This window comes from Ensifer sp. R1-3 (assembly GCF_056739175.1).
Genome location: NZ_CP096515.1, coordinates 2,903,106 through 2,928,837, shown reverse-complemented (window position 1 = coordinate 2,928,837; position 25,732 = coordinate 2,903,106). Strand labels below are relative to the sequence as shown.

21 protein-coding genes are annotated in these 25,732 nt (G+C 63.8%); 7 read left to right on the top strand and 14 right to left on the bottom strand.

Annotation, left to right across the window (positions count from 1 at the left end; all coding sequences use genetic code 11):
- Positions 1–261 precede the first annotated feature (261 nt).
- The 7 genes from M1D43_RS13935 to M1D43_RS13905 form a co-directional block, all read right to left on the bottom strand.
- Positions 262–1,128, bottom strand: a complete 867-nt coding sequence (locus M1D43_RS13935) for an RNA polymerase factor sigma-32 (protein WP_153315095.1) — start codon at positions 1,126–1,128, stop codon at positions 262–264.
- Between the two features lie 418 nt (positions 1,129–1,546).
- Positions 1,547–2,116, bottom strand: coding sequence for a CarD family transcriptional regulator (locus M1D43_RS13930; protein ID WP_003535785.1), 570 nt, complete (start codon positions 2,114–2,116; stop codon positions 1,547–1,549).
- Between the two features lie 409 nt (positions 2,117–2,525).
- Positions 2,526–2,864: a ferredoxin FdxA gene (gene fdxA / locus M1D43_RS13925; RefSeq protein WP_003535779.1), complete on the bottom strand. Its 339-nt coding sequence runs from the start codon at positions 2,862–2,864 to the stop codon at positions 2,526–2,528.
- A gap of 384 nt (positions 2,865–3,248) precedes the next feature.
- Complete coding sequence (locus M1D43_RS13920; RefSeq protein WP_003535776.1) at positions 3,249–3,680, bottom strand: RNA-binding S4 domain-containing protein; 432 nt, start codon at positions 3,678–3,680, stop codon at positions 3,249–3,251.
- 9 nt (positions 3,681–3,689) lie between these two features.
- Complete coding sequence (locus tag M1D43_RS13915; protein WP_192923500.1) at positions 3,690–6,761, bottom strand: DEAD/DEAH box helicase; 3,072 nt, start codon at positions 6,759–6,761, stop codon at positions 3,690–3,692.
- Positions 6,762–7,450: 689 nt separating this feature from the next.
- The gene (locus tag M1D43_RS13910) at positions 7,451–8,176 is read right to left on the bottom strand and encodes a beta-ketoacyl-ACP reductase (RefSeq protein WP_003535773.1); all 726 of its coding nucleotides are present in this window, start codon (positions 8,174–8,176) and stop codon (positions 7,451–7,453) included.
- Positions 8,177–8,293: 117 nt separating this feature from the next.
- The gene (locus M1D43_RS13905; RefSeq protein WP_003535771.1) at positions 8,294–9,475 is read right to left on the bottom strand and encodes an acetyl-CoA C-acetyltransferase; all 1,182 of its coding nucleotides are present in this window, start codon (positions 9,473–9,475) and stop codon (positions 8,294–8,296) included.
- A gap of 222 nt (positions 9,476–9,697) precedes the next feature.
- Between M1D43_RS13905 and phaR the strand changes: the two genes are divergently transcribed.
- Complete coding sequence (gene phaR / locus M1D43_RS13900) at positions 9,698–10,276, top strand: polyhydroxyalkanoate synthesis repressor PhaR (protein WP_003535770.1); 579 nt, start codon at positions 9,698–9,700, stop codon at positions 10,274–10,276.
- 73 nt (positions 10,277–10,349) lie between these two features.
- On the opposite strand, the gene rpmF is transcribed toward phaR, so the two are convergent.
- The 3 genes from rpmF to mtgA form a co-directional block, all read right to left on the bottom strand.
- Positions 10,350–10,535 carry a 50S ribosomal protein L32 gene (gene rpmF / locus M1D43_RS13895; RefSeq protein ID WP_003535764.1) on the bottom strand — a complete coding sequence of 62 codons (186 nt, stop codon included), beginning with the start codon at positions 10,533–10,535 and terminating at the stop codon, positions 10,350–10,352.
- 163 nt (positions 10,536–10,698) lie between these two features.
- Positions 10,699–11,346, bottom strand: a complete 648-nt coding sequence (locus M1D43_RS13890; RefSeq protein WP_153315099.1) for a glutathione S-transferase family protein — start codon at positions 11,344–11,346, stop codon at positions 10,699–10,701.
- Between the two features lie 89 nt (positions 11,347–11,435).
- On the bottom strand, positions 11,436–12,224 hold the full coding sequence (gene mtgA, locus M1D43_RS13885; protein WP_010970530.1) for a monofunctional biosynthetic peptidoglycan transglycosylase: 789 nt from the start codon (positions 12,222–12,224) through the stop codon (positions 11,436–11,438).
- Between the two features lie 150 nt (positions 12,225–12,374).
- On the opposite strand from mtgA, the gene M1D43_RS13880 reads away from it, so the two are divergent.
- The 3 genes from M1D43_RS13880 (at position 12,375) to M1D43_RS13870 (ending at position 15,575) form a co-directional block, all read left to right on the top strand.
- Entirely contained in the window at positions 12,375–13,289 is a 915-nt protein-coding gene (locus M1D43_RS13880; RefSeq protein WP_153315101.1) for a polyprenyl synthetase family protein, read from the top strand.
- A 4-nt stretch (positions 13,290–13,293) separates the two neighbouring features.
- Positions 13,294–14,349 carry a histidinol-phosphate transaminase gene (gene hisC / locus M1D43_RS13875; protein ID WP_010970532.1) on the top strand — a complete coding sequence of 352 codons (1,056 nt, stop codon included), beginning with the start codon at positions 13,294–13,296 and terminating at the stop codon, positions 14,347–14,349.
- 584 nt (positions 14,350–14,933) lie between these two features.
- Positions 14,934–15,575: a LysE family translocator gene (locus M1D43_RS13870; protein ID WP_153315103.1), complete on the top strand. Its 642-nt coding sequence runs from the start codon at positions 14,934–14,936 to the stop codon at positions 15,573–15,575.
- 9 nt (positions 15,576–15,584) lie between these two features.
- Here M1D43_RS13870 and ispG read toward each other — a convergent pair whose 3' ends face one another.
- From ispG to M1D43_RS13855, 3 genes are all read right to left on the bottom strand, one after another.
- Entirely contained in the window at positions 15,585–16,838 is a 1,254-nt protein-coding gene (gene ispG, locus M1D43_RS13865; protein WP_014527003.1) for a flavodoxin-dependent (E)-4-hydroxy-3-methylbut-2-enyl-diphosphate synthase, read from the bottom strand.
- A 169-nt stretch (positions 16,839–17,007) separates the two neighbouring features.
- Complete coding sequence (locus M1D43_RS13860; RefSeq protein ID WP_003535755.1) at positions 17,008–18,198, bottom strand: MFS transporter; 1,191 nt, start codon at positions 18,196–18,198, stop codon at positions 17,008–17,010.
- Positions 18,199–18,270: 72 nt separating this feature from the next.
- Positions 18,271–19,068 (bottom strand): DeoR/GlpR family DNA-binding transcription regulator, encoded by a 798-nt coding sequence (locus M1D43_RS13855; RefSeq protein ID WP_192923497.1) that lies wholly within the window; start codon positions 19,066–19,068, stop codon positions 18,271–18,273.
- Positions 19,069–19,323: 255 nt separating this feature from the next.
- Here M1D43_RS13855 and M1D43_RS13850 point away from each other — a divergent pair, with 255 nt between their 5' ends.
- The 3 genes from M1D43_RS13850 (at position 19,324) to M1D43_RS13840 (ending at position 21,906) form a co-directional block, all read left to right on the top strand.
- Positions 19,324–20,097, top strand: a complete 774-nt coding sequence (locus M1D43_RS13850; RefSeq protein ID WP_153315107.1) for an amino acid ABC transporter substrate-binding protein — start codon at positions 19,324–19,326, stop codon at positions 20,095–20,097.
- 370 nt (positions 20,098–20,467) lie between these two features.
- A complete protein-coding gene (locus M1D43_RS13845; protein ID WP_003535752.1) occupies positions 20,468–21,148 on the top strand; it encodes an amino acid ABC transporter permease in 681 nt (226 codons plus the stop codon).
- Positions 21,145–21,906 carry an amino acid ABC transporter ATP-binding protein gene (locus tag M1D43_RS13840; RefSeq protein ID WP_153315110.1) on the top strand — a complete coding sequence of 254 codons (762 nt, stop codon included), beginning with the start codon at positions 21,145–21,147 and terminating at the stop codon, positions 21,904–21,906. Before M1D43_RS13845 ends, M1D43_RS13840 begins: the two co-directional genes overlap by 4 nt.
- 14 nt (positions 21,907–21,920) lie before the next feature.
- Here M1D43_RS13840 and pyc read toward each other — a convergent pair whose 3' ends face one another.
- Complete coding sequence (gene pyc, locus M1D43_RS13835; protein ID WP_153315112.1) at positions 21,921–25,379, bottom strand: pyruvate carboxylase; 3,459 nt, start codon at positions 25,377–25,379, stop codon at positions 21,921–21,923.
- Positions 25,380–25,732: the final 353 nt, after the last annotated feature.

Here is a 25,732-nt window from a genome sequence, read left to right as displayed (position 1 = left end):
CGGCGCAGGGGCTGCCTCTCATCGGACTCGCGGTGCCGTTTCGCCTCTTACTGCATGTTTCCTTTAATCGTATCCGATTAAAGGACAAACATGCAGCAGATCAAAGTGCTACAGCGACCTTTGCGCGTCTGATAAGACGCGCGGCGCTGTAGTCGCTCAATGGAGAACTGGCGAGCCCAAGGCTCGTCCCTTCGCCCCGCTCGCGGGGAGAAGGTGCCGGCATGCGGATGAGGGGCAAATGACCTCGCGAAGCCTTACGCTTCAATGCATCGACGCCGTCAGCGCCGGCGCCTTGGCGGTGAGCGCCGCACGAAGTTTTTCGAGTGCGCGCGTCTCGATCTGCCGCACGCGCTCCTTCGATATTCCAAGCGCGACGCCGAGCTCCTCCAGCGTGGCGCCATCCTCCGTCAGGCGGCGGGCGCGAATGATCTTCATTTCACGCTCGCTGAGCTCTCCGAGCGCGACCTGCAGCCATCGGCGGGCGCGCTCGCCGTCGATCAGATCGCTCACCTGCTCGTCGGGCAGAGGTGCCTCGCTCGCCAGGAAGTCCAGCCGGGCGCCGGCATCCGGGTCGCCGCCGCCGATCGGCGCCTGCAGCGACGCGTCGTTTCCGGAAAGGCGCGCATCCATGGTCTGCACGTCGGCAAGGCTGACACCGAGAGCCGCGGCGATCTCCTCGTGCATCGCCTGCGAGGTCAGTTGCCTGTCCCCCTGGGCGAGCCTCGCGCGCAACCGGCGCAGATTGAAAAACAAGGCCTTCTGCGCCGAACTGGTGCCGCCGCGTACGATCGACCAGTTGCGCAGCACGTAGTCCTGCATCGATGCGCGGATCCACCACGTGGCATAGGTCGAGAAACGCACCTCCCGGCTCGGCTCGAAACGCGCTGCGGCTTCCAGCAGCCCGATATGCCCCTCCTGCACGAGATCTCCCATGGGCAGTCCGAAACTGCGGAACTTCGCCGCCATCGAAATCACCAGACGCATGTGCGACATTGCGATCTTGTTGCGCGCCTCCTGGTCGTTATCGTTCCGCCAGGCCTGTGCGAGCGCATGTTCCTCATCCCGCTCGAGATAGGGCGCTTCCATGGCAATCTTGATCATACGCCTGTCTGCTGTGAGGGTCTTCATCGATTGCTCCGTAGCTGGCGGCAAGCGCCATTTCACGATTGAACTCCAAACGCCGAGCGCTCTCTTGCGGCGTTCGGCAACGGGGACGGATGGCGCTGGTTGACGAAATGACAGGGCGCCCTAGATGGAAGAATACGAACCTGAGGCGTGAGGAAATCACGGGGCCAAGATCGCTCGGCAGCACAGGCGAAGGCCTCCCTGCCGGGAGTGTTAAACGTGCGCGGGCGCGAAAAGTTCCGCGGGCGGGCGCGATTTTTGATTGTGGATCCCGCCGCTATACGCCCCACCGATTGTAACGCGGCTGCGCCGCGCCCGGCTCTCGCCTTCTCGTGCAATCGGGCGCTCAGCTTGGGAACATACGGCAACAAAAAAGCCCGGCCTTTGGAGCCGGGCTTTTCTGATTTTACGCAAGGAGTGCTTAAGCGGCTTCGTCCTGTGCGTCGTCTTCTTCGATAGCCTTGCCGCGCTTCGGGCCCTTGTTGAGATTGGCCTCGACAAGGCGAACGGCCTCAGTTTCCGACATCCTGTTCACGGCAGCGATTTCGCGCGCCATCCGGTCAAGCGCGGCTTCATAGAGCTGGCGCTCGGAATAGGACTGTTCCGGCTGGTTCTCGGCGCGATAGAGGTCGCGTACGACTTCCGCGATGGAAATGAGATCGCCGGAATTGATCTTGGCATCGTATTCCTGAGCGCGACGCGACCACATGGTCCGCTTCACGCGCGCCTTGCCCTGCACGACCTTCAACGCGCGGTCGACGAAATCGGTTTCGGACAGCTTACGCATGCCGATGCCCACAGCCTTCGCCACCGGCACCTTGAGACGCATCTTGTCCTTCTCGAAGTCGATGACAAAGAGTTCGAGCTTCATGCCCGCGACTTCCTGCTCCTCGATCGCGACGATCTGGCCAACGCCATGGGCCGGGTAAACGATCGATTCACCGGTCTTGAAGCCTTGGCGCGTTGAAGATTTCTTCTGCTGGGTGGTCATTCGTTTCAAACACTCCCTAGTGCGCACCCGGCCCTCACAGGGGCCGGGGCCGGGTCAGTCAGGCCCGGGATAGACGGAGATACCGCCGGGTGGGTCCACCTGGTCCTCCAACGAAACGCAAACAAGCTCTTATGGCGCAGTCACAAGCAACGGGCCGTTGCATATCTCAAAAGTGCCGCGCGGTGGAGATCGTGTGCTTTCGTGCTGGTTTTCGGGCGCGCAAAAGCACCCTCTGTGGATCAGTGTATGAAAACTATCACAAAAAAGAGCGGAAATCAATAATTTGCTGCACGGCAACGATCAAGTCGCCGCGCTCGCAAGCGCGAAGTGCCGGCGGGATTTCCCCAGCTTTCCGGCCTCGCCATCTGTCGTCCGTCAGCCGTGACGAACCGAGCGGCCGAAACCCGCCTCAGTCGCCCTGTCCCGGTTCGGAAGAAAAATACTTCTCGTATTTTTCTTCTACGCCATCCATCTCCTTGGCCTCCGGCAGCGGGTCGCGCTTGACGGTGATGTTCGGCCACTGTGTGGAAAATTCCGCGTTCAGTTTCAACCACATATCGAGGCCCGGCTCGGTATCGGGCTTGATTGCGCCCGCGGGACATTCCGGCTCGCATACGCCGCAGTCGATGCATTCATCCGGGTGGATGACGAGGAAATTCTCCCCCTCATAGAAACAATCCACCGGGCAGACTTCAACGCAGTCCGTGTACTTGCAGCGAATGCAGTTATCGGTCACGACATACGTCATGAGGTACTCCAGCCAATGCTCACATTTGATGGCAGACGGCAATCAACGGTGACACTCGATCGCCCGCGCATGCTAGGCATGTCCGGCGCGCATAGCTGCCGAGGCAGACCCGAATGCCATCCTCTGCATGGCTTCGTGAATCGGAATCGATCCGGTGAAACCACACATCGGTTCAAGCTGCTACACCAACCTTCGCCCCTCGAACGGGGCGTTCGGCACTGTAGCGTTGCTTGTCACGTAAAGGCTTTGACGGGCCTTTGCAAGAATTATCCATGCGCGATTTGCCCCTGTGGGGGCACAGTTTTCCAGCCTCGGGACGGGCGTGCCGAAATCGGCTGCAGGCCGCCTCCGACAGTGTACGGCGCCGGATCCAATGTCTGAAAATCAGTCGTCTTCCAGGTCCCCCGGCCGCAAGCGGTCCGGCCCCGGCCGCAAGCGGTCCGTCTCGCGGCGGTCCCGCTTTGTCGGCCGCCCCGCTCCGCGGTCGCGCGTCGCCTGCTCGAAAAGCGTCGGCCTGCCGGCGGGCACGGCGGGAGTCAGATCCTCGTAGAGCAGGCGCGCTTCCTCATAGGGGCCGCGGCGGGACCCGGGCAGCAGCACGCGCACGACGAGATCGCGCCGCTCCAGCGATACCTCGAGCATGTCGCCGGCCTTGATCTGGGCGGACGATTGCGTCTCACGCTTGCCGTTGACCGCCACATGACCCGCCTCTATCGCCTTCTGGGCGAGCGAGCGCGATTTGATCAGCCGGGCGAAGAACAGCCACTTGTCGAGCCGCTGGCGCATTGCAGGGGCGGACGGCGGCTGCTTTTCCATGGGCCTGACCTACTTCTTCATCTGCTCCTTCAGAGCAGCGAGCTTGGCGAAAGGTGAATCCGGATCGATCGGTTTTTCCTTGCGGGGCGGGCGCCCTTCGAACTTGGGAGGAGACGACTTGTTTCGATCGTGCCGGTCGCCGCGGTCTTTTCGCTGGCCGCCCGGCCTTCCTTCAGACCCCTTGCCCTCCTGCGGCTTGCCTTCCCAGGGCTTGCCCTGCGACTTGCCCTGCGACTTGCCGTGAGGGGCCTGCCTGCGGCCGCCCTCGCGGCCTTCGGTCTGGCCATGGCGCTGGCCGCCCCGGCGCTGTTCGCCCTGGCGACCGCCCTGTCGCTGATTGTCCTGACGGGTGCCCGGACGCCACAGGAGCACCGGCTTGGCCTCAGCCGGGGCCTCCGGCTCAGCCGGTGCCGCCGCATCGTCGCCCGCCGGCGCGGCCTGCGTCTCGGCAGCTGCGGTATCGGCGGCTTCCGTCTCTGCAGCCGGCGCGGCCGGCGCCTCGGCAGCCGCGGTTCCGGTGGCTTCCGTCTCTGCGGTCGGCGCATCCGCGGCTTCAGCCTCGACGCTCCCCGCATCCGCTACACTCGCACCGGCCTCTTCGGCAGGCGCCGTCTCCCCATTCTGGCTTGCCAGGAAAGCTGCCGCCTCCTCGGCCGTCACGGCGTCCGCGCGATAGCCGAGACCCTTGAGGATTTCCTCCATGTCATCGGGCGTTGCCCCGAGAATGGACAACATCGACGTCGTCGCGACGAAACGGCGGCCGTCATAGGCGCCTTCAGGACGCGGCGATGTTCCCGGCTTCCACTGCAGGAGCGGACGGATGAGATCGGCAAGCCGCTCCAGGATATCGATCCGCACCGCGCGCTTGCCGAGGAACCGGAAGCCCGCGAGCTTGTAGAAGGTCCGCTCGAAGGACGGATCGGTGACGACGGAGGTGCGGCCGGCAGCAAGCATCGGGATGAGCTCGCCGTAGCCGGGCTTGTCCAGCCCGTCGTTCTTCAGCGCCCAGAGAAGCGTGATCAGCTCCGCCGGAGCCGGCTTCAGAAGCGCGGGGAGGAAGATGTGATAGGCGCCGAAGCGTACACCGTATCTGCGAATCGACGCGCGGCTCTCCTGATCGAGCGACTTCACCTCCTCGGCGACGTCGCGACGGAAGAGCACGCCGAGATTCTCGACGATCTGGAAGGCGAGACCCTTGGCGAGACCCTCGAGATCCTCGGCGCGCGAAATGTCGTCCAGAGGCTTCAGCACCGTGCTGATGTGATGGTTCACGAAACGCTCGATCCGCGCCAGCACGTGTTCGCGGGCATTGGCCTGGAGCTGCTCGTCGGCAAGCAGGATGACGCGGGGACGCATGACGTGGTCGCTCGCCGTGAGCCGCGCGACCGGATCTCCGAGCCAACGGACAAGACCATCCGACGACAGGGCCAGGTCGCCGTTGCCGGCCGCATGGAGACGAGCGGCGCGCGCTTCGAATTCCAGCGCGAGCGCCTTATGGGCGGCACCCTGAACGGCCTTCGCGTCCGTTCCCTCGCTGCCCGCGGCGAGCGTGAACCGGAAACCGGCTAGCTGACCCACATGGTGTCCCTCTACGAAGACATCACCATTCACACTGATTTCTGCTTCCAGCATCGCATTCTCTCTCAGGCGCTTCATGAGCACAGATGTCCTGCGATCAACAAAGCGTTTCGTCAACCTTTCATGTAGCGCGTCGGACAATCGATCTTCGATTTCCCGCGTCTTTTCTTGCCAGTGTGTCGGATCGGCAAGCCACCCGGGCCGGTTGGATACATAGGTCCAGGTCCTGATCTGCGCAATTCGCGCCGAAAGTGTGTCGATTTCGCCGTCCGTATGATCGGCGCGCCGGACCTGTTCGGCCATGAAATCCTCGTTGACCGTGCCATGGCGAACGAGGTCGGCATAGATGGTCGAGATCAGATCCGCATGCTGGGCCGGCGTGATGCGGCGATAATCCGGGAGCGCGCAGGCTTCCCAGAGCTTCTCGACGCGCTCGGACGCCGTGGCGACGTCGACGATCTCCGGGTAGCGGGTCAGATGCTCGAGCGCCTGCTGATCGACGGCCGGGAGCGCCCGCGCCAGGCCCGATACCGCCGGTGCGGCCTCGAGGCTCTTTCTCAGTGCCTTCAGCGAAGAAAAGTCGAGCGCCTTGGAGCGCCATTGCAGCACCCGGACAGGGTCGAACTCATGCGATTCGATCCGGTGCACCAGCTCCTCGTCAAACGGATCGACGCGTCCGGTCACGCCGAAGGTCCCGTCCCGGACATGCCTGCCCGCGCGCCCTGCGACCTGGGCGAGCTCCGCCGGATTGAGGTTACGGTATTGATAGCCGTCGAACTTCCGGTCCTGAGCGAAGGCGACATGATCGACGTCGAGGTTCAGCCCCATGCCGATCGCGTCGGTCGCCACGAGATAGTCGACGTCCCCCTCCTGATAGAGTGCCACCTGCGCATTGCGGGTTCGCGGCGAAAGCGCCCCCAGTACGACGGCCGCGCCGCCGCGCTGGCGCCGGATGAGCTCCGCGATGGCATAGACCTCGTCGGCCGAAAAGGCGACGATTGCCGAGCGGTTCGGCAGGCGGGTGATTTTCTTGGAGCCGGCATAGAGAAGCTGCGACATGCGCGGCCGCTCGACGACGGTGATGCCGGGCAGCAGGTATTCGAGGATCGGCCGCATCGTCGCGGCGCCGAGCAGCAGCGTCTCGCCGCGGCCGCGCAGGTGCAGGATCCGGTCCGTGAAGATGTGGCCGCGTTCGAGATCGCCTGCGAGCTGAACCTCGTCGATCGCCACGAAGGAGGCCGTCGTCTCGCGCGGCATCGCCTCCACCGTGCAGACCGAGTAACGGGCGCGATGCGGCGCGATCTTTTCCTCGCCCGTGATCAGCGCGACATTGTGGTGACCGACCTTCTCCACGAGACGGGTGTAGACCTCGCGCGCGAGCAATCTCAGCGGAAGCCCTATGACGCCGCTGTCATGCGCGATCATGCGCTCGATCGCATAATGGGTCTTGCCGGTGTTGGTGGGTCCGAGCACCGCGGTCACGCCGCGGCCGCTCAGGATCATGGATTGAAAGGACAAGGTCTCGATCCCGGGCAGTCTCTGCAGCGCCGCACTTCTTTTGGTCGCGCGAAGCTCGCTGCAGTGCTGATTTTCCGTATGTATTATCCGTAAAACGGCTCCGATTTATGGAACACGCACTGAGATCCGGCGCGCTTTCATGCTCCGGCGGGAAACAGATGCCTATGCGACGTGCCAAACGCAAGGGTTCACGGGGAATAAATACGCCAATCGGCAACCATATCTTGCGCCTCCCCTTAGAACTCTCGTTCAGGATTCTGGAACAGCGACGGAACGAATCAGAGACGAATCGCTGACTCCCGCTGATTCACTTTATGTTCACGGCTATATATAGATTTCAACATCTAGTTACGCACCATATGCTGAATCCAAGGGAGGATCACCCCTCAGAAGTTGCCGATCGGCTTCGTTTGGCGTCATTGCGGCCGTTGACCACGCAAAGGATTCCGAATCCAAGAGTCTGGAAAGATTGAAAAATTTTAACGGGATTCGCTGCCGATCGGCCGAGTCCGGAAATAGGAATCGCTTCACAGGCACCCGCCTCCTGCCGGGGCAGAGCAACGCCGACTCGCCGGCGGGAACGTTTTCCCCTTTCGTTCACCACAATATCTAGTGCCAGGGCCGAAACGAATCCGGCGCCCCGAAGGGCGCCGGAAAGCCGAGGGCACCATGCCTCAGGCGAAGTACTGGCCGCCATTGGCCGAAATCGTCGAGCCGGTGATGAAGCCCGCGTCGTCGGAAGCGAGAAACACGACGCAGCGTGCCACTTCCTCCGGCTCGCCGAGGCGTCCGACGGGTATCTGGGGAATGATCCGCTCGTTGAGCACCTTTTCCGGAACGGCGCGCACCATCTCGGTGCCGATATAGCCGGGGCAAATCGCGTTGACGGTGATCCCTTTCGCCGCCCCTTCCTGGGCCAGCGCCTTGGTCAAGCCGAGATCGCCGGCCTTGGCGGCGGAATAGTTCACCTGGCCCATCTGCCCCTTCTGCCCGTTGATCGACGAGATGTTGACGATACGGCCGAAGCCGCGGTCGCGCATGCCCGACCACAGCGGATGCGTCATGTTGAAGACGCCGGTGAGATTGGTGCCGATCACTTCGCCCCACTGTTCCGGCGTCATCTTGTGGAACATGGCGTCACGGGTGATGCCGGCATTGTTGACGAGGATGTCGACCGGTCCGAGGTCGGCCTCGACCCTGGCGATGCCATCGACGCAGGCCTGATAGCTCGATACGTCCCATTTGTAGACGGGAATGCCGCTTTCCTGCTCGAAGGCCTTGGCCCTCTCGTCATTTCCGGCATAGTTTGCGGCCACCTTGTAGCCCGCAGCCTTCAGCGCCACGCAAATCGCAGCGCCAATGCCGCGGGATCCGCCCGTTACCAGTGCTACCCTGCTCATACTCGCCTCCCACTCGGTTAAGTCAAATTTGCAAAAGCACACCCCTGCAGCCCGGCGAGCCCGGGCCGCTGATGTGCATCATCTGATCCGAAACTTGCCCGCATCGCGGGAGGCCGGTTACAGGCGTTCCACGCACATGGCGACGCCCATGCCGCCGCCGATGCACAGGGTGGCAAGCCCCTTGGAGACGCCGCGCCGCTTCATTTCGAAAAGAAGCGTGTTCAGCACGCGGGCACCGGAGGCACCGATCGGATGGCCGATGGCGATCGCTCCGCCATTGACGTTGACGATCGAAGGATCCCAGCCGAGGTCCTTGTTGACGGCGCAGGCCTGAGCCGCGAAAGCCTCGTTAGCCTCCACGAGCTCGATATCGGCGACCGACCAGCCGGCCTTTTCGAGGGCCTTGCGCGATGCGGGGATGGGGCCGGTGCCCATGATCTGCGGGTCGACGCCTGCCGTGGCCCAGGAGACGATGCGGGCAAGCGGCTGGATGCCGCGCCGGGCCGCCTCGGCCTCGGTCATCAAGAGCGCCGCGGCGGCACCGTCGTTGAGACCCGAAGCGTTGCCCGCGGTCACGGTACCTTCCTTGTCGAAGGCCGGGCGGAGCTTTGCGATCGAATCCAGCGTGGCACCGTGGCGGATGTACTCGTCCTGATCCACGTTTACGTCGCCCTTGCGCGTCTTCACGACGAAAGGCACGATCTCGTCGGCGAAACGGCCGGCCTTCTGGGCCGCTTCCGCCTTGTTCTGGGAGGCAAGCGCGAATTCGTCCTGTTCCTCGCGCGTCAGCTGCCATTTCCGCGCAACGTTCTCGGCGGTGATGCCCATGTGGTAGCCGTAGAAGGCATCCGTCAGGCCGTCCTTGATCATCGTGTCGATCATCTTGTAGTCGCCCATCTTCACGCCGCCGCGCAGGTGCGCGCAATGCGGCGCCATCGACATCGACTCCATGCCGCCGGCAACGATGACCTTCGCATCGCCGGTTGCGATCTGCTGCATGCCGAGCGCTACGGCGCGCAGGCCCGAGCCGCAAAGCTGGTTCATGCCCCAGGCGGTCTTTTCCTGCGGGAGACCGGCCTTCATCGCCGCTTGCCGCGCAGGATTCTGCCCCTCGCCCGCCGGCAGCACCTGACCGAGGATCACCTCGTCCACCTCGCCCGCTTCGACGCCAGCCCGCTCCAGCACCGCCTTGATGGCGGCCGCACCCAGTTCGTGCGCGGGAGTATTGCCGAAGGCGCCGTTGAAGGAGCCGACGGCCGTGCGAGCCGCGCTGGCGATGACGATCGAGGGATTGCTCATGGGACGTTCCTCATATTTGCTTTGCCTGATGGAGGCAGACTGGCAAAGGGAGGAGCGCGAGTCAAACGGCTAGTTGCACTGCCGCAAAAGCTTCACGGTCGCTTGTCGGCGCTCCTTCGCACCTGCGTCGCCGCATTGCACAAAGAGATTGTCAGTGGCGCTCTTTTGCGGATACTCTGAAAAATACAATAAAGACGGGACCATGGGTAAGAGGAGACCCTGATGGGGAAAAACGAAGGCCAGATCGTTATCAAGAAATACGCGAACCGGCGACTCTACAATACCGGTACGAGCACTTACGTGACCCTCGACGACCTGGCTGTCATGGTGAAGAGGGGCGAGGACTTCATAGTTCAGGATGCCAAGTCCGGCGAAGATATAACCCATTCCGTGCTGACGCAGATCATCTTCGAACAGGAGTCGAAGACCGGCAACACGCTCCTGCCGATTTCCTTTCTCCGCCAGTTGATCTCCTTTTATGGCGACCAGATGCAGATGGTCGTACCGAGCTATCTCGAGCACTCGATGCAGGCCTTCACCGAACAGCAGGCGCAGATGCGGGAGCAGATCACCAAGGCCTTCGGCGATACGCCGATCGGCAAGAACCTGAAGGTGCCGCTGCAGCTCGTCGAGGAACAGGTCCGGCGCAACACTGAAATGTTCCATCAGGCCATGCAGATGTTTTCGCCCTTCATGGCCGCCCCGCCGGCCAAGGAAACCAGGAAGGCCGAGGCGAAGGACATCGACGAACTGAAGGAACAGCTCCGCGCCCTTCAGACGAAACTGGATAATCTGGGCTGATCACCCCTCGATCCACCAAAGAAAAAGGGCCGGCAATGCCGACCCTTCGAACTTCATCCGCAGGCGGAAACGCTTATGCGTTTTCCTTCGGCGTCAGGACCTGGCGGCCGCGATACATGCCGGTCTTCAGGTCGATGTGATGCGGGCGGCGCAGTTCGCCGGAGTTCTTGTCTTCGATGTAGGTCGGAGCCTTGAGGGCGTCAGCGGAACGGCGCATGCCACGCTTGGACGGGCTCGTTTTTCTTTTCGGTACAGCCATTTCATTCTCCACTTATCGGGCAAAACACTGTTCAGCAGCCGAAAATGGCCGGGTCAAACAGATGTCGATCTCGGAATTTCGCGCGCTTATACATGTCGAACCGCACTTTGACCAGTCCCCGCGCGCAAATTTTCGACTCGGGCGCGGGAAGCCCCGATCCGCCTCAGGCCTCGTCCTCGGGTACGATCCATGTTTCGACTCTCGCCGCCTCCTCCCATTGGCGGAAGGCCGGATGCGCCTTGACGGCGTCAATATAGGCGAGCGTCACCGGGTCCGCCACGAGCTCATAGGTCTCGAAACGGTTGACGACCGGGGCGAACATCGCGTCGGCCGCGGTGAACCGGCCGAAAAGGAACGGCCCCCCTGATTGCGCGACCGACTCCCGCCAGATCGTCTCGATCCGTGCCACGTCCTCGACGACGCCGTCCGGCAGAGCGATCGCCTTTCTCGGACGGCGGATGTTCATCGGGCAGGCGCCGCGCAGCGCCCGGAAGCCGGAGAGCATCTCCATGGAGTAGCTGCGCGCACGGGCACGATCCGCGCGGTCCTCCGGCCAGAGACCCGCATCCGGGAAAAGCTCCGCGACATATTCGATGATCGCGAGCGATTCCCATATGCGGATCTCGCCGTGATGAAGAACGGGAACGCGGCCCGTGGGCGAGATTTCGTGAAAACGCGGATTTCCGGCCGCAAAATCGAAGGGAACGACGACGTCCTCGAACGGAATTCCGCCGGCCGTGAGGGCGAGCCAGGGCCGCAGCGACCAGGACGAATAGTTCTTGTTGCCGACATAGAGGACGAGCTTGGCCATGATCCTGTCTCCGACTGGGTTCGCTCATGCGAGATACAAACGCAGCCTTGCCACATCAGCGGCCGGCGAACCAATGAATTGGTTTCATCCTAATCATAAAGGCACGTGATATAACCGCCGGAGCGGCCGGCCCGGCGTTCGATCACCGCAGCGAGACGCCGCAGGCCACGCCCCGGCTTGCCGGCAGTGCGATCGATCGGGTTGGGCAGCGAGACGGCGAGGAGAGCGGCCTGGCGGCGCGAAAGCTTCGCCGCCGAAACGCCGAAATGATGCCGGGCGGCGGCCTCGATCCCGTATATGCCCTCGCCCCATTCGGCGACGTTCAGGTAGATCTCCATCAGGCGCCGCTTGCTCCAGGCGAAATCGGCCGCGATCGCGAGCGGTAGTTCCATCGCCTTGCGCACGAAGGAACGGCCGTTCCAGAGGAACAGGTTCTTGACCGTCTGCATCGGGATCGTGCTGGCGCCGCGCGTCTGTTCGCCGTCGAGCGCATCCTCGACGACGCCGCGCATCTGCGCCCAATCGATGCCGGCATGGGCGCAGAACTGCCCGTCCTCCGACATCATCACCGACTGGACGAGCACCGGCGCGATGTCGTCGAATTCCACCCACTGCCGGTCATAGCCGCGCAGCAGCACGAGATCGCGCAGCATCAGTGTCGAAACCGGGTGAATGAACTCCAAGAGATAGAGGCCGATCAGGGCATAGGGCAGGATGAGAACTGAGAGGACGATAAAAACGAGCCGACGCCGCCGCGAGCGCCAGGTCCTGCGCGTGGCCGTCCAGCGACCGGCGGGCAACTCCGCCTCCTCGCGTTCTTCCGAAACGATCTCCACGCCCCGTCCGTCCACCTCTTTTCCGCCCGCCTCTTGTCCCATTCACCCTCTCATATGCGATGGCGAGCGAAAGTTGAACGGCCTTTCTCGCAAAAGGCAAGGCTCTGCAGCGCCGTCATCCCCGGACCAGCCCTGTGCGCTGCGACGCCAAAGCCCGTTGAAAGCCGCTCCGCCGCGTGTCAAAGAGCCTCTATGACAGACGAGAGATCATCCTTTCCGGCGCGCCTCAAGACCAACGCGGTCGCGGTCGAAGCGCTGCTCGAGACATTGCTCGGCCCGGCCGTGGGCACGGGCGAAATCGCCCGCCCGGCAAACCTGCTCGGCGCCATGCGCCATGGCGTGCTCAACGGCGGCAAGCGGCTGCGCCCTTTTCTCGTCGCCGAAAGCACGGCCCTCCTCGGCGGCGATGCGGAAACGGCGCTCAGAACCGGCGCTGCGCTCGAATGCATCCACTGCTATTCGCTCGTCCATGACGACCTCCCGGCCATGGACGACGACGACATGCGCCGCGGAAAGCCGACGGTGCACGTCGCCTTCGACGAGGCGACGGCGATCCTTGCGGGCGACAGCCTGCTGACCTTCGCCTTCGACATCATCGCGGCGCCGGAAACGGCGCTCTCCGACCGTCAGAAGACGACGCTCGTGCTGGCGCTCGCGCGCGCCGCGGGGCATGGCGGCATGGCCGGCGGTCAGGCGCTCGACCTAGCCGCCGAAAAGAGCGCCCCCGACGAAGCGGGCATCGTCCTCTTGCAGTCGATGAAAACAGGCGCCCTCATCCGCTTCGCCTGCGAGGCGGGCGCGATCATCGCCGATGCGCCGGCAGAGGACCGCCGACGGCTGCGCGCCTTCGGGGAGAAGATCGGCCTCGCCTTCCAGCTTGCCGACGACCTGCTCGACCTCACCGCCGATGCCGCAATCGTCGGCAAGGCGACCGGCAAGGATGCCGCACGGGGGAAGGGCACGCTTGTCTCCCTGCACGGCCAGCCCTGGGCCGAGCGGCGGCTCGAAAGCCTGGTGGCCGAGGCGGAAGGCCTGCTCGAACCCTACGGACCACGCTCGGCGATCCTTGCCGAAACCGCCCGCTTCATCGCCAACCGCAGGAACTGAGCTCATGAGCAAACTTTGGTCGCCGATCGTTGCCGCGCTGAAACCTTACGTCCCCGGTGAACAGCCGCGCATGGCCGATCTCGTCAAGCTCAACACCAACGAGAGCCCCTATGGCCCCTCGGAAAAGGCGCTGGGGGCGATCCGGGCGGCCGCAGACACGGATCTCCGGCTCTACCCGGATCCGGTGGCTCTCGGACTGCGGCAGGCGATCGCCGCGCGCCACCAGGTATCGGTCGGCGAAGTCTTCGTCGGCAACGGTTCCGACGAGGTCCTGGCACACACATTCGCGGCGCTGCTGAAGCACGACAGGCCGCTGCTTTTTCCGGACATCTCCTACAGCTTCTACACGACCTATGCGGGCCTTTTCGGCATCGAGGCGGTGGAGGTGCCGCTCGACGCCGCATTCCGCATCGACATCGCCGATTATCGCCGGCCCTCGGGCGCGGTCATCCTGCCGAACCCGAACGCCCCGACCGGCATCGGCCTGCCGCTTGCCGAAATCGAAAGGCTGGTGGCCGACCATCCCGGTCAGCCGGTGGTGATCGACGAGGCCTATATCGATTTCGGCGGCGAATCCGCAATCGCGCTCGTTCCGAAATACGACAACCTGCTCGTCGTTCAGACCTTCTCGAAGTCACGCGCGCTGGCCGGCCTGCGCGTCGGCTTCGCGATCGGCCAGCGGCCGCTGATCGAGGCGCTGGAGCGCGTCAAGGACAGCTTCAACTCCTATCCGCTCGGACGCGCCGCCCAGGCCGGCGCAACGGCTGCGATCGAGGACGAGGCGTGGTTCGAGGCGACCCGCGGCAAGATCATCGCCTCGCGGGCGAAGCTGACGAGCGAACTCGAAAAGCGCGGCTTCGAGGTCCTGCCGTCGCAGGCAAACTTCGTCTTCGCCCGCCACCCCGGACATGCGGGCCAGACGCTGGCGGCGAAACTGCGCGAAAGGGCTGTGATCGTCCGCCATTTCGCCAAGCCGCGAATCGCGGATTTCCTGCGCATCACCATCGGCACCGACGCGGAATGCGCCAAGCTGGTCGCGGCACTCGACGAGGTTCTGTAAGGGCTGAACGGCGGACCGCGCGTTTCGCCCCCTCCTCGGGTTTAACCCGAGGACCAACCCTCTCCCGGCAGGCCGGCTATGGCATATGCATATCTGCTCCTCCGGCGGGAGCCGTTGCCATGGGTATGCGATAAACGGTTTGACCTTCGCATGCCTAAACGATGCCACGGACAGAACGCAGAAGTGGAGGCGAGGGCCTGCCGCAAATATTCTCCCCCCTTGTGGGGGAGACGACAAGCGGCTTGACCTTCACCCGCCCCAAACGATGCCGTCGGGAGACCGCATAACCGGAACGGAGAGCCAGCCGGTTTCTCCCCATGGCAACGGATTCCGCGAGAGGATCAGATGCGTATATGCCCTAGCGCAGGCAGGGAGAGGGGACTTGCAGGGAGAGGGGACTTGGGCAACGCTTCACCGCGAATCTCCTTCGCCCCGCTTGCGGGGAGAAGGTGGCCGGCAGGCCGGATGAGGGGCAAGCCAAAAACATACCGGCCGTTTCTTCGCGCTCGGGGCATCGCGCACCCCATTGGCATCAACTGAAGCCTCGGCTACTGTCCCGTCCGCAAGGACAATCGGACGCCGTCATGCTCGACCTCACGCCCTATCTGCCGCAGCTCCTCGTCGCGTGGACAGCTTATATCATCGCCGTTGCTTCGCCGGGGCCAGCGGTTCTGGCGATCATCGCGACCTCGGTCAGCCGGGGGAGAAGCGCGGGCCTGGCGCTCGCCTTCGGCGTGCTGAGCGGCAGCTACACCTGGGCGATGCTGACGGCTTCCGGCCTGTCGGCCCTCATCCGGACCTATGGCCAGGCGATCATCGTCCTGAAGATCGCCGGCGCCTGCTATCTGTTCTGGCTTGCCTATAACGCGCTCAGAGCGGCGATGCGGGGCGACGCCCAACCGTCCGCCCTTCGTGTTCCCCCGACTTCCTCGCTGAAGAAGCTTTACCTCAAAGGTCTCGGGATCCACCTGACCAATCCGAAGGCGATCTTCGCCTGGATCATGCTGGTCTCGCTCGGGATGCCGGAGGGAGCGCCGATCGGCGTCACGGCCGCCTTCATCGGCGGCTGCATGCTGATCGGCCTCGTGATCTTCTGCGGCTTCGCGATCGTCTTCTCGCTCGCGCCGGTGCATCGCGCCTATCTGAAATCGCGGCGGATCATCGAGAGCCTGATGGCCGGCTTCTTCGCCTTTGCGGGCTTCAAGCTGCTGACGGCACGGCTCTGATCCTCGATACTACTCCGCCGCCGCCTGGCCGTGGCCGAAGCGTTTCTCGATATAATCGGCGACGAGCAGCTGAAAGTCCTCGGCGATCTTCGGCCCGCGCAGCGTCAGCGCCTTCTGCCCGTCGATGAATACGGGTGCGGCCGGCATTTCGCCGGTTCCGGGAAGCGAAATACCGATATCGGCATGCTTGCTCTCGCCGGGGCCGTTGACGATGCAGCCCATCACGGCGACCTTCAGCGCCTCGACGCCCGGATATTTCTCACGCCAGACCGGCATGCTCGCGCGGATATCCTCCTGGATCTTTTGGGCGAGTTCCTGGAACACGGTCGAGGTGGTGCGGCCGCAGCCCGGACAGGCCGCGACGACCGGAATGAACTGACGGAAGCCCATCACCTGCAGAAGCTCCTGCGCCACCTGCACCTCGCGCGTGCGGTCGCCTCCGGGCTCGGGCGTCAGGGAAATGCGGATGGTGTCGCCGATACCCTGCTGCATCAGGATGCCGAGCGAGGCGGAAGAGGCGACGATGCCCTTGGTGCCCATGCCCGCCTCGGTGAGGCCGAGATGAAGCGCATGGTCGGAACGCGCGGCGAGCATCGCATAGACGGCGATCAGATCCTGCACGCCCGAAACCTTGGCGGACAGGATGATGCGGCTACGCGGCAGGCCCAGCTCCTCGGCAAGTTCCGCCGAGAGAAGCGCCGACTGCACGATCGTCTCGCGCATCACCTGTTGTGCCGTCAGAGGGGAGCCATTCGCCTGGTTCGCGTCCATCAGCCGCGTCAGGAGCTCCTGGTCGAGCGAGCCCCAGTTCACCCCGATCCGCACCGGCTTGTCGTAGCGGATCGCCATTTCGATGATTTCGGCGAACTGCTTGTCCTTCTTGTCCTTGAAGCCGACATTGCCGGGATTGATGCGGTATTTCGCAAGCGCCTCGGCGCAGGCCGGATGATCGGCGAGCAGCTTGTGGCCGATATAGTGAAAATCGCCGACGAGCGGCACGTCAATGCCGAGGCGCAGGAGCCGCTCGCGGATCTTCGGCACGGCCGCGGCGCTCTCGTCGCGGTCGACCGTGATGCGCACCAGCTCCGACCCTGCCTTGTGGAGTGCGGCCACCTGCGCGACCGTCGCATCGATATCGGCCGTATCGGTGTTCGTCATCGACTGGACGACGACCGGAGCACCGCCGCCGACAATCACGCCGCCGACATCGACGGCGACCGAGGCGCGGCGCGGCTGTGGCTCGAAATCGAAGGCAGAAGACATGAAGGCCTCTTCTTGGGTCCGTTGCTGCAGAGCGGAACGCGCACGGACCGCCCGGGAACTTTCACTTCAGGTGGCGAAGGAACGCCCGCTTGTCAACGGCAACATCACGCGCTGACGGCGAATTGATGGCAGCGGCTGCGCGACTGCCCCTCATCCGCCCAAACGACGATCACCCCTTGCTGTGATCCGCATGAACGGCGTGATGCGAAAGCAGAAGCACCACGATGAACAGCACGGGAACGCAGGCGAAGATGATCGCGAAGCCGCTGTGTTCCGCGATGAAGCCGATCAATGAGGGCGCAAACAACATGCCGGAATAGCCCATGGTGGTCGCGACCGACAGCCCTATGCCCGGCTGCAGACCCGGCATATTGCCGGCGGCCGAAAAGGCGATCGGCACCATGTTGGATATGCCGATGCCTGCAAGCGCAAAACCGAGGATCGCGAGAACGGCATTGGGAGCGAGACCGGCCAGCACCATGCCGGCGAGAGCGGTCACGGTGCAGATGCGCAAGGTCAGAGTGGCACCGAGCCGGTCGCGCACGTGATCGCCGGCAAAGCGCATCGCCGCCATGGTCGCCGAGAAGGCGGCAAAGCCGAAGCCCGAAAGCTCGACGGAGGCGCCGAGTTCATCCTTCAGATAAAGCGCACCCCAGTCGAGAACGGCACCCTCGGGCACCATCGAGAAAAGGGCCATGATGCCGATCAGCCAGGGCAGCGGTGTCATCGGCAGCCTGAGCTTCTCTCTGGTTGCCGCAGGATGCGGACGGTCGGCAAGGATCATCGGCCAGGCAACCGCGAGTATCGCAAGACACAGGCAGGTGACGACGATCGCATGCGGCAGCACGCCGAAGCGCGCCATCAGAAAGCCGCCGATCCCCGCGCCGATCAGCCCGCCGAGGCTCCAATAGGCGTGGCACGAGGACATGATGGCACGGCGCATCGACTTCTCGACCTCGACGGCATTGGCGTTCATGGCCACATCCATCGCGCCGACGAAGCCACCCAGCAGGAACATGCCGAGTGCTGCCGTCCACAGATTCGGCAGGAGCGTCAGAAGGAGAAGCAGCGGTGAAAGGATGATCGCCGTGACCTTGACCACCTTCTGCGAGCCGAGACGGGCGATGAAGCCGCCGGCAATCGGCATCAGCACCAGCGAGCCGATGCCGAAACCGAGGATGAGAAGACCGAGAACGCTCTCGCCGATGCCGAGCCGCTCCTTGAACTCCGGGATTTTCGGCGCCCAGCTTCCGGTGACGAAGCCGTTCATCAGAAACAGGAGAGACACGGCAAGCCGGTTTTTCGACATATAGCCCTGCCGGCCAACGGCTTTCGGGGCGGAATCTGTGCGCTGATCCATGGGTTAACCTTCCGCTGCCGGATCGTCCGGCTCAATTGGTGATTTCGATGAGATTGCCGTCGGGATCGCGGATCACCGGATAGGCTCCTTCGCGAGAACGACGTTCGCCCCCCGCGCCGTGAAGGCCGCGACCTCGGCTTCCGGCGCATCCGCCTCGAGAACGAGCGTGCAGGCGCCGTCGATGGCGACCACCGTATGCGGTGCTGCGGTACCGAGCTTGTCGGTCGTGACGGCCGCAAGCAGGGCGCGGCTCCTGGAAGCGATCAGCCGCTTGAATTCCGCATCCTCGAAGTGGAACGCGGTCAGCCCTGCTTCGGCATCCGCACCGCAGGTTCCGAGAATCGCGAGATCGGGCCGCAAGAGCTCGGCATCGCGCTGCGCCCGCGCACCGACCGCCGCGCCGACAGCGCGGTTCAGCGGCCCGCCCACCAGAATGACCTCGATGCCCGGCTTCTCCATCAAGGCCGCGGCGATCGGCGGCGTATTGGTGATGATCGTCGCGGAGAGGTCCGGTCCGATTGCCTGCGCAATCGCCAGATTGGCGGAGCCGGCGTCGAGGAACACGGTCATGCGCGGCCTTAGAAAGGCGACGGCAGCCCGCGCCAGCGCCGCCTTGCGTTCGGGCGCGCGGGATATCCGGGCCACAAGCGAGCCTGCGTCGGGCGCAACCGGCAGCGCTCCGCCATAGACGCGCTCGCAAAGGCCGGCGGCGGCCATCTCGCGCAGGTCGCGGCGGATCGTGTCTTCCGACACGCGGAATTCGCGCGCGAGATCGACCGCGAGCACCCGGCCCTCGGTTCTCAGCCTTTCCTGGATCAGGCTCTTTCTCTCTCGCAGCAGCAGATCGGTGGACATCGTGGAACCGTGCATAATCGTGCATGAATCGATGGAAACGTGATTATCATTCCCGAGCGCGGCTTTCAATCCCGCCTGCCGCAAAACCGCAGGCACGCAAACGGAACATTTCACGCCTCAGCGTTTTGGGTGGGAATCGGCCATCTGAGGAAAAATCTTTATCGAAACCGTTCGGAATTGGTCTTTTATACGCTTGGAAACCGGCGGGTTTATGCGAAATTCGCTGTAATCCGGATGACGGGCCGGAGAACCAGAACTGGAAAAACAACGATGAAACTCCTTCCGACGCTTTTTGCCGCCGCACTCCTGCAATTCGCCGCCTTCGTTCCCGCTGAGGCGGGGCAGAACCTGGACGAGGTCAAGTCCGCAGGCGTGCTGAAGATCGGCACCGAGGGTACCTACGCCCCCTTCACCTATCATGATGCGAGCGGCGCTCTCGTCGGCTTCGACGTCGAGATCGGCCAGGAAGTCGCCAAGCGCCTCGGCGTCAAGCCGGAATTCCTGGAAGGCAAGTGGGATGGACTGATCGCCGGCCTCGACGCAAACCGTTACGACGCTGTCATCAACCAGGTCGGCATCACCGAGGAACGCAAGAAGAAATACGATTTCTCCGAACCCTATATCGCCTCCAAGGCCGTGCTGATCGTCCGCGGCGACGACGAGGAGATCAAGGACTTCGCCGACCTGAAGGGCAAGAAATCGGCACAGTCGCTGACCAGCAACTTCGGCAAGCTCGCGCAAGCCTCGGGCGCCGAGCTCGTCGGAACCGACGGTTTCGACCAGTCGATCCAGCTCGTGCTGACGGGCCGCGCCGACGCGACCATCAATGACAGCCTCTCCTTCCTCGACTTCAAGAAGCAGAAGCCGGATGCGAATGTGAAGATCGCCGCCGAAAAGCCCGGTGCCGATTATTCGGGCATCATCATCCGCAAGGGCGAGCCGGAGCTGCTCGAAGCGATCAACAAGGCGCTGGCCGAGATCAAGGCCGACGGCACCTATGAGAAGATCTCGCAGAAATATTTCGGCGCCGACGTTTCGAAATAGCGTGTGGAAGATGCCGGAACGGCCCCTCATCCGCCTGCCGGCACCTTCTCCCCGCAAGCGGGGCGAAGGGACACGCGGCAACCTCTCGCACCTCACTCGCCTTTGGAAGACGCGATGCGCCGCGGCCTCCTAAATACCCTCTCCCCGCCTGCCGGGAGAGGGTTAGTCCTCGGGTTTGACCCGAGGAGAGGGGCAATCCGTGCCTTCGCATTCCCTGCGGCCGGCGGATCAACCAGGGTGACCTGAAGCGGGGAGAGAGGCCCACGGAACAGTTGCACGGATGTGGGCTTCACACCTTTCCCCATCCTGCTTATGAATCGCGATCCGTCCCTGCATCCGGGACGGATCGCGCGTTTTGAAAGGTTCTGTCTTGCCCCACTGGCTTCAACTGATGGCGGACTCGTTGCCGGCCCTGCTCTGGGCGGGGCTGATCTTCACGATCCCGCTGACGCTCCTCTCCTTCACCCTCGGCCTGGCTCTCGGCCTCGTCACCGCCGTCGTCCGGCTGTTTGCTCCGGCTCCTTTCGCGGCCGTGGCCCGGTTTTATGTGTGGGTGATCCGCGGCACGCCGCTGCTCGTGCAGCTCTTCGTCATCTTCTACGGCCTGCCGAGCATGGGCATACTGCTCGACGCCTTTCCGGCAGCGCTGATCGGCTTCACGCTCAACATTGGCGCCTACAGTTCCGAAATCATCCGCGCGGTGATCTCGTCGGTTCCGAGGGGGCAGTGGGAAGCGGCCTATTCGATCGGCATGAGCTGGAGTCAGGCGATGCGCCGGACGATCCTTCCGCAAGCGGGCCGCGTCGCTGTTCCGCCGCTGTCGAACACCTTCATCTCGCTCGTCAAGGACACCTCGCTCGCCGCTGCGATCACGGTGCCGGAGCTTTTCCAGACGGCGCAGCGCATCGTCGCCACGAGTTACGAACCCTTGATCCTCTACATCGAGGCTGCCCTGATCTATCTTGTCATGAGTTCCGTTCTTTCGGCGCTGCAGGGGAAACTGGAGCAGCGCTTCGCCCGCTATGGCGGCTTCCTGGAGGCGCGCGCATGATCGAGCTCTCCCACATCGTCAAGCGCTTCGGCACCAACACCGTGCTGAACGACATCAGCGTCTCGCTCGCGGAAGGCAGCGTGACTGCGCTCGTCGGTCCCTCCGGCGGCGGCAAGAGCACGCTGCTGCGCTGCGTCAACCTGCTGGAAATCCCGACGGCCGGGACAATCCGCCTCGGCGACGACCGGCTCGAATTCGCCGAGGGCCGCAAGGTCGGCTGGCAGGCGATCCAGAGACTGCGCCGCCAGACGGGAATGGTGTTCCAGAACTTCCAGCTCTTCCCGCACCAGACGGCGATCGGCAATGTGATGGAAGGTCTCGTCACCGTTCTCAAATGGCCGGCCGACCGGGCGCGCACCCGGGCGCTCGAGCTGCTGGAGAAGGTCGGCATGGCACACAAGGCGGATGCCTGGCCGGCCACGCTTTCCGGCGGCCAGCAGCAACGCGTCGCGATCGCCCGCGCACTCGCCCCCTCGCCGCGCGTGCTCCTCTGCGACGAGCCGACCTCGGCGCTGGATCCGGAACTGGCGGAAGAAGTGGTGGAGGTCCTGAGCCGCCTTGCGCGGGAGGGCACCACGATGATCATGGCCACCCACGACCTTCGCCTCGCCTCCCGCGTCGCCGATCACGTCGTCTTCCTGGATGGCGGCGTCGTCGTCGAAAGCGGCCCCCCGCGCAAGATCTTCTCGACACCGGAGCGCGAGCGGACCAAGCGGTTCATCGCCTCGCTGAGTGCGCCGATGAGCTATGACATCTGAAGGGCGGGCGGTGCTTAACCCCCGAACACCACCAGCAGATCCTTCGCATCGATCTGATCGCCGGCCCTTACGAGCACCTCGGAAATCACCCCGTCCTTCTCGGCGTGAAGCGCCGTCTCCATCTTCATCGCCTCGATGGAGAGCAGCACGTCTCCGGCCTTGACCGATTGGCCGGAGGCCACCGCGACGGTCGAGATCACGCCCGGCATCGGCGCGCCGAGATGGGCGGCGTTGCCGGCTTCCGCCTTGCGGCGGACGGCAGCCGAGGCGCCGCGGTTGCGGTCGGGTACCTTGATGGAACGCGGCTGCCCGTTCATTTCGAAGAACATCTTGACCATGCCCTTCTCGTCGATCTCCCCCTGCGCCTGGTTGAGGATGACGAGCGTCTTGCCCTTCTCGATGTCGGCGAAGAGTTCCTCACCCGGCGCCATCCCGTAGAAATAGGCGGGCGTCGGCAGCACGCTGACCGGGCCGTAGGTCTCGCAGGCCACCGCATAATCGGTGAAGACCTTCGGATACATGAGGTAGGAGGCGAACTCGAAATCGGTCACTTCGCGGCCGAGCTTCTCCTCGATGCCCTTGCGCTCGGCGTCGAGATCCGCGTCTTCGAGCAGCGAGCCCGGACGCGCGTCATAGGGCTCCTCGCCCTTCAGCGCCTTCTTCTGCAGCGCCTCCGGCCAGCCGCCCGGCGGTTGGCCGAGATCGCCCTTGAGCATGGAGACGACCGATTCCGGGAAAGCGATGTCCTTGCCCGGATTCTCGACATCGGCGACCGTCAGATCCTGGGAGACCATCATCAGCGCCATGTCGCCGACGACCTTGGAAGACGGCGTCACCTTGACGATATCGCCGAACATCCGGTTGGCGTCGGCATAGGCCTGCGCCACCTCGTGCCAGCGGGTCTCGAGGCCGAGCGAGCGGGCCTGTTCCTTGAGGTTGGTGAACTGGCCGCCCGGCATCTCGTGCAGATAGACTTCCGAAGCCGGCCCCTTGAGGTCGCTTTCGAAGGCCGCATATTGATGGCGTACCGCCTCCCAGTAGAAGGAGATGCGGCGGATCCATTCCGGATCGAGGCCCGGGTCGCGCTCCGAGCCGGACAGCGCTTCGACGATCGAGCCGAGGCAGGGCTGAGACGTGTTTCCGGAGAGCGCGTCCATCGCCGCATCGACGACATCGACGCCCGACTCGACTGCGGCGAGCACGGTCGCCGCCGCAATGCCGGAAGTGTCGTGCGTGTGAAAATGGATCGGCAGGCCGGTCGCTTCCTTGAGCGCTTTGAAGAGCACACGCGCCGCGGCCGGCTTCAGGAGCCCGGCCATGTCCTTGACGGCGATCATGTGGGCGCCGGCCTTTTCCAGCTCGGCCGCAAGCGCCGTGTAGTATTTCAGGTCGTATTTCGGCCGGGCGGAATTGAGGATGTCTCCGGTGTAGCAGATCGCCGCCTCGCAGATCCTGTCCTCCTCGGCCACCGCGTCCATCGCCACGCGCATGTTCTCGACCCAGTTCAGGCAGTCGAAGACGCGGAAGACGTCGATGCCGCCCTTCGCGGCCTGGCGGACGAAATATTTGACGACATTGTCCGGATAGTTCTTGTAGCCGACGCCGTTGGCGCCGCGCAGAAGCATCTGCAGAAGCAGGTTCGGCGCACCCTCGCGCACCATCGCCAGCCGCTCCCACGGATCTTCGGTCAGGAAGCGCATCGACACGTCGAAGGTCGCGCCCCCCCAGCATTCGAGCGAAAAGAGGTTGGGCAGCGCCCGCGCATAGGTGCCGGCGATGCGGGCGATGTCGTAGGTGCGCATGCGCGTGGCGAGAAGCGATTGGTGGCCGTCGCGCATCGTCGTGTCGGTGATCAGCACCTCCGGCTGCGCCTTCACCCATTCGGCGAATTTCTTCGGGCCGAGCTGGTCGAGGCGCTGCTTTGTGCCGGGCTTCACATCGCCGCCTATGAACGGCACGACCGGCGCGGCGATATCGTCGGAAGGCTTCGGCCGTCCCTTGACTTCCGGATGGCCGTTGACGGTGACGTCGGCGAGATAGGTGAGAAGCTTGGTGGCGCGGTCCTGGCGCTTGACCTGCTGGAACAATTCCGGCGTCGTGTCGATGAAGCGCGTTGTATAGCTGTTGTCGTGGAACTTCGGGTGGCTGATGATAGCCTCGAGGAAGGTGAGGTTGGTCGCCACACCGCGGATGCGGAATTCTCTCAGCGCACGGATCATCCGCTGGATCGCTTCGCCCGGATTCGGCGCCCAGGCGGTGACTTTCTCGAGCAGCGGATCGTAGTAACGGGTGATCACCGCGCCGGAATAGGCGGTGCCGCCGTCGAGGCGGATGCCGAAGCCGGTGGCGCCGCGATAGGCGGTGATGCGGCCATAGTCCGGAATGAAGTTCTGCTCCGGGTCTTCCGTCGTGATGCGGCACTGCAGCGCATGGCCGTTGAGGCGGATGTCCTCCTGGCGCGGCACGCCCGATTCCGGCGCACCGATGGCGAAGCCGTCGAGAATATGGATCTGCGCCTTGACGATGTCGATGCCGGTGACGACCTCGGTTACCGTATGCTCGACCTGGATGCGCGGATTGACCTCGATGAAGTAGAACTTGCCGGTATCGGAATCCATCAGATACTCGACGGTGCCGGCGCCGATATAGTTGGTCGCCCTGGCGATCTTCAGCGAATAATCCGCGAGTTCCTGGCGCTGCGCCTCATTGAGATAGGGCGCCGGCGCCCGCTCCACGACCTTCTGGTTGCGACGCTGGATCGAGCAGTCGCGCTCGAAAAGATGGACGACATTGCCGTGCGTGTCGCCGAGGACCTGGCTTTCGACGTGACGGGCGCGCTCGACGAGCTTTTCGAGATAGACCTCGTCCTTGCCGAAGGCGGCCTTGGCCTCGCGCTTGGCCTCGGTCACCTCGCGGATCAGGTCCTTGGGGTCGCGGATCGCCCGCATGCCGCGGCCGCCGCCGCCCCAGGAGGCCTTCAGCATCACCGGATAGCCGATCTCCTCGGCCAGTCGCTTGATCTCTTCCGGGTCGTCCGGCAGAGGCTCGGTCGCCGGCACGACCGGCACGCCGATCGAGATCGCGAGGTTGCGGGCCGCGACCTTGTTGCCGAGCTGGCGCATCGTCTCCGGCTTGGGGCCGATGAAAGTGATGCCGTTTGCGGCACAGGCCTCGGCGAATTCCGGGCTTTCGGAGAGCAGCCCATAGCCCGGGTGTATGGCGTCGGCGCCGGAGAGCTTGGCGACGCGGATCACCTCGTCGATCGACAGATAGCTCTCGATCGGTCCGAGGTCGCGGGGAAGGTGCGGCCCGCGTCCGACCTGATAACTCTCGTCCGCCTTGAAGCGGTGCAGCGCCAGCTTATCCTCCTCAGCCCATATCGCGACCGTTTTAAGCCCCAGCTCATTGGCCGCGCGGAAGACGCGGATGGCGATTTCGGAACGGTTGGCAACAAGGATCTTGGAAATGGACAAGTCGGACTCCTCATAGACTTGGACACGCGGGAATGCTGCACCCGCGAAAAGAACTATTAGCGAGTCAAGGAATGAAGCGCAATTTCAGATGCGACATGAACGCTGACCCATTCGGTCAGGAGCACGGTGCACGAGAGTGGCGTGAACATTCGAAACCTCCCTCACCCCTGTGCTTGTCACAGGGAGCCAGCACCGCCGCGTCTGCGGCGGGGAACACGTCCTTTCAGCCTAGAGCGGGATGAGGAAAAGTGTGCGGTTTTCCGCCCGCATCCCGCTCTAACTTCTGCAGGACTTGGGCTGGCTGGATTCCTGTGACGGGCACAGGAATGAAGGGGAGGGAGCGCGACCCCTTT